The organism is Methanoregula sp. (assembly GCF_052325125.1).
GTDB lineage: Archaea > Halobacteriota > Methanomicrobia > Methanomicrobiales > Methanospirillaceae > Methanoregula.
The window spans coordinates 1-12,188 of record NZ_JBKQWO010000020.1; the positions used below are offsets into that span (position 1 = coordinate 1).

The 12,188-nt window shown below is 55.2% G+C and carries 11 protein-coding genes and 1 tRNA gene; 3 read left to right on the top strand and 9 right to left on the bottom strand.

The genetic code is table 11. The features are described from left to right. Positions 1-347: 347 nt before the first annotated feature. Together ACLQMU_RS04705 and ACLQMU_RS04710 are read right to left on the bottom strand one after the other, a co-directional pair. A complete protein-coding gene (locus ACLQMU_RS04705; protein WP_422149555.1) occupies positions 348-866 on the bottom strand; it encodes a YkgJ family cysteine cluster protein in 519 nt (172 codons plus the stop codon). Between the two features lie 60 nt (positions 867-926). Beyond that, on the bottom strand, positions 927-1,244 hold the full coding sequence (locus ACLQMU_RS04710) for a DUF5611 family protein (protein ID WP_422149554.1): 318 nt from the start codon (positions 1,242-1,244) through the stop codon (positions 927-929). Between the two features lie 37 nt (positions 1,245-1,281). Here ACLQMU_RS04710 and ACLQMU_RS04715 point away from each other — a divergent pair, with 37 nt between their 5' ends. Both ACLQMU_RS04715 and ACLQMU_RS04720 read left to right on the top strand, forming a co-directional pair. Then, positions 1,282-2,010 (top strand): proteasome assembly chaperone family protein, encoded by a 729-nt coding sequence (locus ACLQMU_RS04715; protein ID WP_422149553.1) that lies wholly within the window; start codon positions 1,282-1,284, stop codon positions 2,008-2,010. A gap of 6 nt (positions 2,011-2,016) precedes the next feature. Beyond that, on the top strand, positions 2,017-2,415 hold the full coding sequence (locus tag ACLQMU_RS04720) for a DUF473 domain-containing protein (RefSeq protein WP_424040704.1): 399 nt from the start codon (positions 2,017-2,019) through the stop codon (positions 2,413-2,415). Positions 2,416-2,455: 40 nt separating this feature from the next. Here the strand turns inward: ACLQMU_RS04720 and ACLQMU_RS04725 are convergent, their stop codons facing one another. Next, a complete protein-coding gene (locus tag ACLQMU_RS04725; RefSeq protein ID WP_424040706.1) occupies positions 2,456-3,703 on the bottom strand; it encodes a PEGA domain-containing protein in 1,248 nt (415 codons plus the stop codon). 267 nt (positions 3,704-3,970) lie between these two features. On the opposite strand from ACLQMU_RS04725, the gene ACLQMU_RS04730 reads away from it, so the two are divergent. Then, positions 3,971-4,045, top strand: a tRNA-Arg gene (locus tag ACLQMU_RS04730). Between the two features lie 120 nt (positions 4,046-4,165). On the opposite strand, the gene ACLQMU_RS04735 is transcribed toward ACLQMU_RS04730, so the two are convergent. Genes ACLQMU_RS04735 through ACLQMU_RS04760 form a run of 6 tightly spaced genes read right to left on the bottom strand, consistent with a single transcriptional unit; the run spans position 4,166 to position 12,184 of the window. Continuing rightward, entirely contained in the window at positions 4,166-4,636 is a 471-nt protein-coding gene (locus tag ACLQMU_RS04735; protein ID WP_422149550.1) for a NusA-like transcription termination signal-binding factor, read from the bottom strand. A 1-nt stretch (position 4,637) separates the two neighbouring features. Continuing rightward, entirely contained in the window at positions 4,638-4,931 is a 294-nt protein-coding gene (locus tag ACLQMU_RS04740) for a 50S ribosomal protein L30e (RefSeq protein ID WP_422149549.1), read from the bottom strand. Positions 4,932-4,975: 44 nt separating this feature from the next. Then, complete coding sequence (gene rpoA2 / locus ACLQMU_RS04745) at positions 4,976-6,148, bottom strand: DNA-directed RNA polymerase subunit A'' (protein WP_422149548.1); 1,173 nt, start codon at positions 6,146-6,148, stop codon at positions 4,976-4,978. A gap of 6 nt (positions 6,149-6,154) precedes the next feature. Further along, positions 6,155-8,794 carry a DNA-directed RNA polymerase subunit A' gene (locus ACLQMU_RS04750; RefSeq protein WP_424040741.1) on the bottom strand — a complete coding sequence of 880 codons (2,640 nt, stop codon included), beginning with the start codon at positions 8,792-8,794 and terminating at the stop codon, positions 6,155-6,157. Between the two features lie 10 nt (positions 8,795-8,804). After that, a complete protein-coding gene (rpoB, locus tag ACLQMU_RS04755) occupies positions 8,805-10,619 on the bottom strand; it encodes a DNA-directed RNA polymerase subunit B (RefSeq protein ID WP_424040743.1) in 1,815 nt (604 codons plus the stop codon). Further along, positions 10,616-12,184 carry a DNA-directed RNA polymerase subunit B'' gene (locus ACLQMU_RS04760; RefSeq protein WP_422149545.1) on the bottom strand — a complete coding sequence of 523 codons (1,569 nt, stop codon included), beginning with the start codon at positions 12,182-12,184 and terminating at the stop codon, positions 10,616-10,618. The genes rpoB and ACLQMU_RS04760 overlap by 4 nt, the downstream gene beginning before the upstream one ends. Between the last annotated feature and the right edge of the window lie 4 nt (positions 12,185-12,188).

The following is a 12,188-nucleotide window of genomic DNA, read 5'->3' on the forward strand; positions in this document are numbered from 1 at the left end:
CGGCTCGCTAATCTTTTAGTTGTCTCCTTGCTTTTTGGACTCACAATCGAATGTAAGGAGACAATGTACCTTAGATCTTTCGGTCATTGGTACCGTCTGTTTTGGATAGGATTTCTACAGAGCAGAAGAAGATTGTCTTGGCAACAGGCACATCGGTAGATTCCTATCCACCATATAACGAGCCCTCCCCGCCTTAGGGCCCCCTCACGGGGCACGGCAGGGCGAGGGACTGCGTGCGGCAATTTTAACGTCCCTAATCCGCCGCGGGGGCGCCCCGTCGGGGGCGGCGGCGTCCATCGCAAGGGGGTATGGGGGCGAAAGTCCCCATCTGCATGTCCCGCTAAAACTTACCCAACCGGTTCCCCTCGGTACCCGCGCACCACAAGAATCCCCCGGACCCGCTCCACCCACGCGGGATCGCTCGCGGGGGTCGCCGGGCAGGGCAGGAGCCTGACCTCATCGTTCCAGATCCGGGCGAGCACGGGATCGGTAGTCTGGATATCCGCTCTCCCCACCATCCGGCCCGCGATCTCCCCTCGGGAGTCAAAGATGATCATGTGGTAGCACCGGAATTCCCGGCAGATCTGCGGAAGGGTCGGGTAGATTGCACATACCGTGCCCGGTCCTTCCGGATTTTTGCGCATGAAGATGCACCCTTTGGGGGGACCTGCGGCCTCCCGTTGGCCCGAGGTAAATTCCTCATCGATCGCATCGGCAAACTCCGGGCCTACGTGCACCGGGAAGACCTCTCCTGTGAGGGTATTTTTGCAGTAATAGTCCTGGTCCGAAAGCTGCCGCTCAATCCGGATATACGCGCCAAGGCTGGTGCAGCACTTCCCGCAGTGATCGCAAACAAAAGATACCATAGGCATCGGAACCGTGCCGCCCGTAAGAATACCAGCGGCAAAAAAAGCGGAGTGGAGGGGTTATTCTCCTTCCACGCTTTTTGCCCGCTTTACGCGTTCCTTGGTGGAGAATCCTGTCGCAGCGTCCAGGAATTTTCTGAACCGCCGGTTCGTGTCGATAATGACGTCATCGCTTGCCGATGTGTCAGACTCAGTATTCACGCGAAGGGTCTTTCCCCCGGCACCGCAGGTCGCCTCCAGCCGTTTGAGGGCACCGAACCGGATCCGGTAGGAATGTCCGTTTTTTTCCGGCTCCACCCCGAAACAGTTCCTGAGTTCAGCAGCAATTCTTGGTTCGAGATCTTTGGTCAGGCCTCTCTTAATGGGGTACTCCTGCATACACTACTTTTTTAGGTAGTGCGTGTATGTTAATTTAATGACGACAGATTCATCGCATGATCTCCAGATCTTCTCTAAACCGCTTCCCAGCGAAGGCGCTGCGGTGCTGATGGGGTTTCCCGGGAGCGGACTGGTCGGTACTATTGCACTCCAGTACCTCGTCGACCAGCTCGAGTTTGAGCTGACGGGCACCATGACCTCCCGGTACTTTCCCCCACTTGCCATGATGAACAAGGGCGTGATAAACGACCCGGTGCGGATGTACACGAAAAATGATATCACAGCCATCGTGGCCGACATCCCCATCCACCCCATGATCTGCTACGAGATCTCAAACGGTATCCTTGACTGGCTCGCTCCTTACAAGCCAAAAGAAGTGCTTACCATTGCCGGGATCGTGACCAACGAATCGGAGAAACGCGTATTTGGCGTCGCGACAACCGCCGAGGCCTTGAAAAGGATAGAGGATCACACGCTAGTGCTTCCTATCGGGAGCATCTCGGGTATCGCATCCAGTATTCTCACGGGATGCAAGATCCGGGGCATCCCGGCGTTTGGCCTCCTTGGTGAGACGGTCAACGCCCCGGATCCGCGCTCCTCCGCGGCAACCATCGAAGTGCTCAATAAAATGTATAATCTCGGCCTCGATGTCAAGCCGCTCCTGGAACAGGCAGAGGAGATCGAGCAGAGCATGCACAGGATTTCCGAAGAAGTCCAGCAGTCAGCAGATACGTCACCGAAAAAAGATCTGCCGATGTATGGGTGACCTGACATGAGGTGCGCTGCATTAACCGGTATATCGCCTGAAGTGATCCGGGACCTCCGGACGGGAAGACCCCGCACTATCGAGCTTCAGAGTACCCATAATGTTGTAACGATTTCCGGCGTCGAGCCCGGGTCAGAGGTACAGATCTTCATGACCTCGACCGACATCGAAGACCTGGGCCCGGGAGACACCGGGATCTGTGTGGATCTTCTCTCTTCGGTGATTTCCATGAAACGGATCGTGGAGTACTCCCAGGGAGTATATTACGAGGAACGGGAACGGATGTCGGCCCGGGTGCAGGTGAAATACTGCTTCTCGTCCGTGGTAAAGGAGGTTTTCCACGAAAGTCTCTGTGCCCCCACCAAGGTGGAAACGCTCAAGTCTTCGTGTTATCATGCTGGGTAAAGAGAGGATCCGGGAGGATTTTCCCCGGGTACTTTTTTTTTTAATAATTTTTACGAAGGATAAGGATTCCAACACCAACCGCTCCGATAACGACGAAAGGTTCCTCCGGGGACTTGGCGGGAGTATTCGTCGGCCAGGGAGTAATCGGTGTATACGTGGATTGTTTTGTGGTGCCGACCGTCTTCGGTGTTGTTGTCGGCACAGTTGTTGCGGAGGTCACGTCCGTTGCAACCGCCTTCAGGGTGGCGTATTCGTAAGTAGTGTTCCCGGATGTTACCGTGACCGTGTCCGACCAGGTGCTGTATCCCGATAATAACAGGTTGATGGTATGTGATCCCGGGGTGACGTTATACAACGTTGTTGCGGTTTTCCCCAGGTTCACCGAATCCACATAGACAGATGCACCAGAAGGGCTGGACTGGACATAGAGGGTGCCGTTGACCGTGCCGGGCGTGTTTATTACAAATGAGAGCCCGCAAACATACGTGGCTGCATCATTTGAGACACATATCTGGTAGGTACCGGGGGTCTGGCTGTTCAGGTTAAATGTTCCGGTAAGCTGGGTTGCGGAGTATGAGGTGATAGTGCCGGGTATATCGTTGTAACCGGTCCGGGAAAGCTTCATGGTTGCTGTATTTAAAAAGTTGGTCCCTGAAAGGCTGGTGATGGATATGGTAGTGTTGACCAGTCCGGAATTCGGTGTTACCGATGACAGGGTTATGGTGGACCCTGCATTGTTGATGGTAAATCCGGACGTGGCGGACTGTCCGTCCGGATTGGTAACAATGACAGTCCAGACTCCGGCAGGTTTTCCTGTGAGGGGAAACTGGCACGAGATCGATGTCGTTCCCGTTACTGATACGGATGTTGCGGTGATATTTGTCTGTCCGGATTGTGCCAGAACGACTGAGGGAGAAGCTGAAAAGCCGGTTCCGGTAATCGTGATGGTGATGATGCTTGAGTTATAGCCACTCGTTGGGGAAATCCCGGAAATAGTAGGAGCGGAAACAACAGCGGTCAGCGATGCTGAAACGACACTGGTCTGGTTATCGATAACCGTGACGGCTTGGGAATAGTCCTGATACCCCGAGAGCCGTAACAGGATCGTATGGGATCCGGATGCGGCATCGATCACCGCAGATGTCGTTATCCCGGTGCCGGCACCATCCAGATAAATGGTTGCCCCTCCGGGTGTTGAAGTCACCGAAATATTACCGTCCGCGGAAACCCCGGCTGGCAGGAGAAGAATCATCGAAAACAGGAATAACAGGAGAAACATTCTTTTCATCAGGAGGCTCCATCTTGTCAAAGAGAATGAAAAATATCTTCAAACTGTCATGAGATATATTTTTTTAAATGATATTTGGATCGAAAATGAAAATTACCCGATATCTGGGATCACCTTCAATTTTTCGGATATTTGTCACACCATGCCATCGTTCTCAAGAGGTATTTGGCTCCGTTAAAAGAAAACCGGATCTTTTTATCCAGAACAGGCCGCCAGCACATAACACAGATTAATTAGCCCGGAACACGAACCTAAGAGGCATCACGAGGGCTTGTGGCTTAGCTTGGACATAGCGCCGGGCTTCTAACCCGGATGTCGGGGGTTCAAATCCCCCCAGGCCCGTAGGATTCCCTTTTTCATCCCTAGGAAGAGGTGGTCACACGGCTGATCCCTGTACCGTCAACACCGGGTTTGTCGAAAAAGGGATACGGATCTGCAAAAAAGAGAGAAAATAGATAATAGTTACTGGACTGCAGCTGACTCAGCTTCATCCGCCGGTTTTTGGAGGATCTGCACATCCACGATGTTGTGCTGCCGCAATGCCAGTTTCTTTGCCTTGAAGATATTCTTGCCGTCTTTTCCGATTGCAATGCCCCGGTCCTCATCGCGGACATCGACCGTGGCCGACTGCGCACCGGTTTCGCCGGTAAAGATAATGCTCGTTACCTGCGCGGGCAGGAAACAGTTCTTTAAGAACTGCTCGGGGTTGCTGTTGTATTCCACAACCTCAATCTTCTTGCCCATCACTTCGGAGGCCTTCTTGATGGAAGCTCCCTTTTTGCCGATTGCAAGCCCCATGTCCCCGGGGTTTACAACAAATATGAGTCTCCCGTTGCGCTCGTCAACGACGCAGTCGCGGCTTCCCGCGCCCGTTAGTGACTCGAACTGGGAGATCAGGCGCATGCAGTCTTCGGTCAGCTTGACTTCGACCATATCATGCCGCCCTCTTCAGGGAGAGTATGTCTGACTCGCCAGGTGAAACAATAGCAAGAGTGCTCACCATAAAGGGCTTGCCGCATGCCTTGCCGAGTGCGACGCTCGAACCCTCAAATGTGTGGATGAAGAGGTTCTCATACCCGCCAAGCTGGTTTTTAAAGTTCTCCGGGCAGTTTGCCGCGACGACGACCATCTGGGCCTTGCCCTCTTTAATGCATTTTTCCGTGTTGTTCTGACCGAGAATGACGTTTCCGGTCTTGATCGCTCTTCTCAATGAAGCATTAAAATCCATCTGCAATTCTCCTGAAATGTTGTTGGTTTTTCCGGGTTGGTTTTTTAGTTATCTAGTTGTTTGACGGCCACAAGTCTTACATCGCCGGTGCCAAGCTGGATCGGCTGGCCGACGATGACATTTTCGGTGACACCGCTCAGTTCATCGGTCTCGTTTGCTACTGCGGCATCAAGCAGGTGGTTAACCGTTACTTCGAATGCTGCACGGGAAAGGACGCTCTCCTTCTCCCCGGCAATACCGTGCCGGCCGATCTGCTTGACTTCGCCTTCCATACACATCATGTCAGCGACAAGCATGATGTGACGGACATCGACAAGGATACCCTGTTCATTGAGGGTTGACTGGGCCTCGTGGATGATCGCATTTCTTGCCGCTTCAATACCGAGTACCTGGGCGATCTCACTGATGTTGTTGGTGCGGGTCCGTGTGGTATCCACGCCGGCAACGTCAAATACATCTTTTAGGTTGGATCCTTCAGTATAAAGTATATACTCCCCGGTCTCTTTCCTGACGACGACCCGGAGAATGTCGTCAATGCCCTGCACGATCACGTTTCGCACGTGTTCGGCCAGCTGGAAGAGGTTCTGGTAGCTCTCCCGGTCCTTGGGTGTAAAGATAAGGGTCGCCTTTGCCTCATCGATATCATGCTCGAAATCGCGGTAGTGCCGGCGGTCGCGGATCTTCTTGGGCGCAACATCCATGATCTCTGCAGGAGAAATCTTGCGCTTCTCGCAGACCTTGGTGTTGAGGTGGACGACTACCTGCATGTTCTCCATGTCCGTAGTAATATCCCCGAATTCATGGAGCGGGGCCGCCTCGATCTGCCAGCTGACTTCACGTGCCTTGTCGCGGTCGACTCCATACTCGGTTTCGAGATATACCGTCATTGTCGGCGTGCTTGGCTCTTTTCGCGCATCCATGATCTCGATAAGCCGGGGAAGACCCAGCGTTACGTTAATCTCCGCGACACCTGCGTAGTGGAAGGTACGCATCGTCATCTGGGTACCCGGTTCGCCGATCGATTGCGCGGCGATCACGCCGACCGCCTCGCAGGCCTCGATGCGGGTCGAAAGGTACTCCTTTACGACACGGTCCAGGATTTCTTTAAACTGCGCATCGCTGAGCTCTTTTCCGTCAAGGAAGGTACGCAGCTGATCCTTGGTCTTCTGCGGGAGATCTGCAGTCCCGATCTTTTTTTCGTACTTATCCGGTATCATGATCTTTCAGACCTCCTCTTTTAACACGGCCTCGACAATACCTTTGACATCGACCGGATCGCCGAATGCACTCTTCGTCGGGTCGGTGCTGTCTTCGCCGTACTGGAACTGGATGATCCGTCCCCCGGTAGTCCTCACGGTGCCATCGTAGGCAACCTTGAGATCCTGCAGCGCGTTGATCATGCGGCGCTGGAGGTATCCGCTCTGGGACGTCCGGACTGCGGTATCCACAAGCCCTTCACGGCCACCGATGGCATGGAAGAAGAACTCGGTCGGGTTTAAGCCACCTTTGTAACTGTGCGCGATGAACCCATGGGCATCAGCACCCCGTTCGCCCTTTCTGAAATGCGGGAGCGTACGGTCGTCATAGCCTCTGACGATCCGTTCACCGCGGACAGACTGCTGGCCGATACAACCGGCCATCTGGGTCAGGTTCAGCATCGACCCGCGGGCGCCGGAAACGGCCATGACGACCGCGCTGTTCCCGAGACCGAGGTGGCGGCCAGCGATCTGACCGGTCTGGTCACGGGCTTTTCCGAGCACCTGCATGATCTGCATCTCGAGTGTTTCTTCGACGGTGCGCCCGGGCATCGGCTCCAGCTGGCCATCTTCATAAATCTTGATCCGGCGGGTAACATCAATTGTCGCATTGTTGAGGACATCCTCGATCTGGCCGTACTCGGTCTTGGAGAGATCTTCATCATCAATGCCGAACGAGAATCCGTCAATCATGATGCCGCGGATGGAGAGTTTTGTCACCTGGTCGATGAACTCTGTCGCCCGTTTCATCCCGTACTGACGGATGATACGGTTGACGATCTGCCCATCGAATGCTCCGATTGCTTTCTTGTCGATGGTGCCAGATTCCAGTTTTCCTTCGATAATACGGACATATGCATCACGTTCGCAGAGTTCTTTCTTGCACGTGTCGCAGTTCTGGCAGGAACTGGCTTTAAAAACCATGTTGAGCGCAGTGGGGAGGATTTGTGAGAAGACCTGCTTGTTGCTCCAGTACTCGATGCCGTCCTCTGTTTTTCCGGCCAGGGGCATGTGCTCAATCTTTACCGGCTTTAAGAGATAGAGCGCCTCTTCCTTGGTAAACCAGCGCATATCATGGGTCAGCATGAAGATGCCCGAGATATGGTCATGGATACCCCCGATGATCGGGCCGCCGAAACGGGGCGACAGGATATTCTCCTGCACAGAGCAAAGGATAAATGCTTCCGCCCGGGCTTCCTCGGTCTGGGGAACGTGGAGATTCATCTCATCGCCGTCAAAGTCGGCATTGTATGGCGGGCATACCGCCGGGTTAAGGCGGAAGGTCCTGCCTTCCATGACTTTTATCCGGTGAGCCATGATGCTCATCCGGTGCAGGGAGGGCTGCCGGTTGAAGAGCACGATGTCGCCATCGCGGAGCTGCCGTTCGACAGTCCAGCCGGCTTCGATCATGTCGGCGACCGTGTCCAGGTTATCCGCACCCAGCCGGAGACGACGGTTGTCCGGCCTGATTACGTAATTTGCGCCGCAGGGCGCGTTGACATCGGGCCGGATCGGGCCGTTTCTTGCGATCTGCTTGAGCTCTTCGATATTGTATGACGTAACCCTCACGGGAACTGTCATCTCATTTGCGACAGCACGTGGGATTCCTACTTCGGCGACCGAGAGGTTGGGGTCAGGGGAAATGACCGTACGCGAGGAAAAATTCACACGCTTACCGGACAATGAGCCACGGAACCGGCCGTCCTTACCTTTAAGCCGCTGCGAAAGGGTCTTGAGCGGCCTTCCGCTGCGGTGGCGGGCCGGCGGGCAGCCGGCGACTTCGTTATCGAGATAGGTCGTCACGTGGTACTGAAGCAGTTCCCAGAGGTCTTCGATGATCAGCTGGGGTGCCCCGGCATCCTGGTTCTCTTTGAACCTCTGGTTGATACGGATAATGTCCACGAGCTTGTGGGTGAGGTCATCTTCCGACCGCTGCCCGTTCTCAAGGATAATGGACGGGCGCATAGTGACGGGCGGGACCGGGAGCACGGTGAGGATTGTCCACTCGGGCCGGGCGACTTTCGGGTTGATCCCAAGGGAAACCAGATCCTCATCCGGGATCTTTTCGAGACGTGCCCTGATATCTGCAGGTGTGAGCTTGTGCTCGACCTTCTTCCCTTCCTCAACAACCACTTCGGAGAATGTGGTCGGCTTCTCGAAGTTTATCTTAAGCTGCTGTTCGCCGCAGTGCGGGCAGATGCGCTCCTTTTTCACATCTTTTTCAGAGATCTGGTCTCCGGTCAGATCTTCATCGGTCCCGACAACCTTTTCCACCTCATCCGGTGACAGGAGCACCCTGCCACACGATCGGCAGGTAACACGCAGAAGTTTCCGGATCAGCCGCGTGTAGCCGACATGAATGACAGGTTTTGCAAGCTCGATGTGCCCAAAATGCCCGGGGCAGTCGCTTGCTTTCTGGTCGCAGGTCTTGCACCGCAGCCCCGGGTCAATAACCCCGAGATTGAGGTCCATAAGTCCCTGCGGGTAGGGGAAGCCGTCATCATCATAGGTGTCCGCCCAGATGATCTTCCTGACACTCATCTCCCGGATCTCTTTGGGAGACAGCAATCCAAATTCAATTTTTCCAATTCTCTTTGGGCTTGGCATGACGCACCTCCTATACGACGTCCTCTAATCTCAGGCGGGGTGCTATCCCCATGCTCTTCATCTCATCCAGCAGGAGCTTGAATGCGTAACTCATCTCGACGGGGTAGATATCGGTCTCGTTGCCGCAGGCCAGGCACCGGGTCATGTTGCGCTTGCGGTCAAGCATCGCCACCATCCCGCAGTGGGCGCAAACATATTCCTGCACCTTGTCCGACTCGTCGAGCAGACGCTCTTTTAATGCCATGGCGGCGCCGTGGCCGATCATGACATCGCGCTCCATTTCACCGAACCGGAGACCACCTTCACGGGCACGACCTTCGGTTGGCTGGCGGGTGAGCACCTGGACCGGGCCGCGGGACCGGGCGTGCATCTTGGAGCTGACCATGTGGTACAGTTTCTGGTAGTAGATTACACCGATGTAGATATCGGCCTTAAATGCCTTGCCGGTGATACCGTCATACATCACTTCACGGCCGGTATGAGAATACCCGAGGCTCTTGAGCGATGCACGGAGGTCGGCCTCGCTCTCACCGGAAAATGCAGTACCATTGATGCGGCGGCCTTCCAGCGCGCCGACCTTGCCGCCGATCATCTCGAGCATATGCCCGATAGTCATGCGACTCGGGATCGCGTGGGGGTTGATGACGAGGTCGGGTGAGAGCCCGCTCTCGGTAAAGGGCATATCTTCCTGACTCGCAATCAGGCCGATGACCCCTTTCTGCCCGTGCCGGGATGCAAACTTGTCGCCGATCTCGGGCACACGCAGGTCGCGGGTCCTCACCTTGACAAGACGTGAGCTGTTCTCACCTTCGGTAATAATGACCGTATCGACAATGCCATGCTCGTTGCTGCGCATCGTAACCGAGGTGTCGCGGCGCTTCTCCACCGCGATGAGCTCCCCGGATGGCTCCTCCAGGAACCGTGGCGGGGAAGTCTTCCCGATGAGGACATCCTTTTCCGCCACAATTGTCTCGGGGTTGATAACGCCGTCTTCATCGAGGTTCTTGTACGACTCCGCACCGTGGGCACCGCTTACGTCCTCGTCAGGTACCTCGATCCGGTCGATCTGGCCACCCGGGTACCGGCGCTCTTCCCCTTCGTAGGTCCTGAAGAAATGTGAACGACCGAGACCCCGGTCAATTGAGGCCTTGTTGAAGATGAGCGCATCTTCAATGTTGTAGCCTTCATAAGACAGGATAGCTACCACGAAGTTCTGCCCGGCAGGCCGGTCGTCCGACCCGATCAGCTCGGAGGTCTGGGTGTGGGTGAGCGGCTTCTGGACGTAGTGGAGCAGGTGGCCCCGGGTATCGGGGCGGAGCTTCATGTTCGCTGAGCCAAACCCGAGTGCCTGCTTGACCATCCCGGCACCCATCGTAACACGAGGGCTTGCGTTATGTTCCGGGAACGGGACATGCGCAGCACCGATCCCGAGGATTAGGGAGGGGTCGATCTCCAGATGCGTGTGCTCGGGTGTAATGTCAGCAGGGTTCATCGCAATGTAAAGATCTTCTTCTTCCTCTGCATCGACGAACTCGATCAGTCCGCGCTGCACGAAGTACGAGAAGTCGATCTCCTTCTTGGCGAGTTTTTTGATGTCCTCATCGGAAATAAGGCTCTTGCCGTCTTTTAAGACGATCAGGGGGCGGCGTGCACGGCCGCGGTCGGTGAGGAGGATGACATCGCCATTAAAGTCCTTGAACGAGACATTTACCTCGGGCGAAATGGCACCCTGCCGGCGCATAGAACGGATGTTTGCCACAAGGGCTTTGGGGTCATCAACAAGACCGATCAATGCCCCGTCAACAAATACGCGTGACTTCTTCATCTGACCTCACCCCTGATGTGCTCGACATCAAGCGTATGCAGGAGGCGCATGATCTCCTCTTCATCATTGACGCCCTTGCTGATCTCGACCATCTGTGCAAAGTTTTTCACCAGACCACAGTTCGGCCCTTCAGGGGTCTCGCTCGGACAGATCCGGCCCCACTGGGTCGGGTGAAGATCACGGGCCTCGAAATGAGGTTGTGAACGTGAGAGCGGGGAGATGACACGGCGCAGGTGGGAAAGCACGGCCATGTGATCGACACGGTCGAGGAGCTGGGACACACCGGTCCTTCCACCCACCCAGTTACCGGTGGCAAGCGGGTGCAACAGTCTCTCGGTGAGCACATCTGCCCTGACTGCTGTTGCAATCGACAGGTCGCGGTGCCGCATGCTTGCCCGTTCGAGCTGGTACTTGATATCCCGGGTCAGGCGGTTGAGCGAGATACGGAACAGATCCTCCATAAGGTCACCGGCCAGTTTGAGCCGTTTGTTTGAGTAATGATCCTTGTCATCGATCCTGCGCTTGTTTAAGACAAGGTCAAAACAGGCTTCGGCCATACGGCCCAGGAAGTGGGCCTTTGCCAGCCGTATGGACGCAACTGCCTCGGCATATCCCTCATCGCCTTCCTTTAGGGTGGCAGGCAGCGCATAGTTAAGGTGAGGGAGCAGGTAATTATCCAGAACGAACTCGGCGCGTTTCTTCTGATAGTCCTTGGTCTGGTTAGGTGCGAGTTTCTTACCCACGTACATGACGCCGCCCTCCACCGAGTCGCACTCGCTCTCTTCGAGGTTCTGCATCATGAAGGTGAGGATATCCTCATCGGTCGAAACTGCATTGACGACTTCCTGGTCGTTGGTCATGCCAAGTGCGCGCATCAGGTCGACGAATTTCAGGTGCCCCGCAACGGACGGGAACGAGACCTCTAACAGATTCTTCTTGTTGCGTTCGACCACCACGAGCGCACGGTAGCCCCGGAACTGCGAGAACACTTTTGCGACGTAGATCCGTTCGTTGTACCGCTCGGTAAACTCGGTCATGATCTTGTTGGAGGCAAGATCCTCTAATGTCATGAGCACGCGCTCGGTACCGTTAACGATGAAATATGCACCCGGATCGAAGGCATCTTCCCCATGGGAGACACGCTCGTCATCGCTCATGCCGTACAGGTTGCATGCGACAGAACCGACCATGATGGGCAGCTGTCCGATCGTCGTGACAATGGGTTCCTGCCGGTCCTCTCCGTGTACGAGTGTCAGCCCGAGCTGGATGGGTGCCGCGTAGGTAAGGTTGCGCAGGCGCGCTTCGCTTGGGTATAATTCACCCTGCGAACCATCGGCTTCCCGGACAAGCGGTTTTTTAACTTCGATGGTTCCGAGTTCGACCCAGACCGGGTCGTTGTTCTTGCCCCGGTTCTCGATGTCGGTTTCGATGATCTTTTGTTCATTGACCACTTTCTGGAGATTTTCTGTCAGGAAATAGTTAAAGGAGTCAAGCTGGTGGCGCGCAACATGCTCCCGTGCAAAGTATGCCCTCGATAAAACACTTCTGTCAATCAGATAGACCACCCCC

What these genes read in the sequence shown, in the direction of transcription:
- ACLQMU_RS04705 (WP_422149555.1), bottom strand. Translation starts at nt 866, where the DNA reads ATGGTATCTTTTGTTTGCGATCACTGCGGGAAGTGCTGCACCAGCCTT.
- ACLQMU_RS04710 (WP_422149554.1), bottom strand. Translation starts at nt 1,244, where the DNA reads ATGCAGGAGTACCCCATTAAGAGAGGCCTGACCAAAGATCTCGAACCA.
- ACLQMU_RS04715 (WP_422149553.1), top strand. Translation starts at nt 1,282, where the DNA reads ATGACGACAGATTCATCGCATGATCTCCAGATCTTCTCTAAACCGCTT.
- ACLQMU_RS04720 (WP_424040704.1), top strand. Translation starts at nt 2,017, where the DNA reads ATGAGGTGCGCTGCATTAACCGGTATATCGCCTGAAGTGATCCGGGAC.
- ACLQMU_RS04725 (WP_424040706.1), bottom strand. Translation starts at nt 3,703, where the DNA reads ATGAAAAGAATGTTTCTCCTGTTATTCCTGTTTTCGATGATTCTTCTC.
- ACLQMU_RS04735 (WP_422149550.1), bottom strand. Translation starts at nt 4,636, where the DNA reads ATGGTCGAAGTCAAGCTGACCGAAGACTGCATGCGCCTGATCTCCCAG.
- ACLQMU_RS04740 (WP_422149549.1), bottom strand. Translation starts at nt 4,931, where the DNA reads ATGGATTTTAATGCTTCATTGAGAAGAGCGATCAAGACCGGAAACGTC.
- rpoA2 (WP_422149548.1), bottom strand. Translation starts at nt 6,148, where the DNA reads ATGATACCGGATAAGTACGAAAAAAAGATCGGGACTGCAGATCTCCCG.
- ACLQMU_RS04750 (WP_424040741.1), bottom strand. Translation starts at nt 8,794, where the DNA reads ATGCCAAGCCCAAAGAGAATTGGAAAAATTGAATTTGGATTGCTGTCT.
- rpoB (WP_424040743.1), bottom strand. Translation starts at nt 10,619, where the DNA reads ATGAAGAAGTCACGCGTATTTGTTGACGGGGCATTGATCGGTCTTGTT.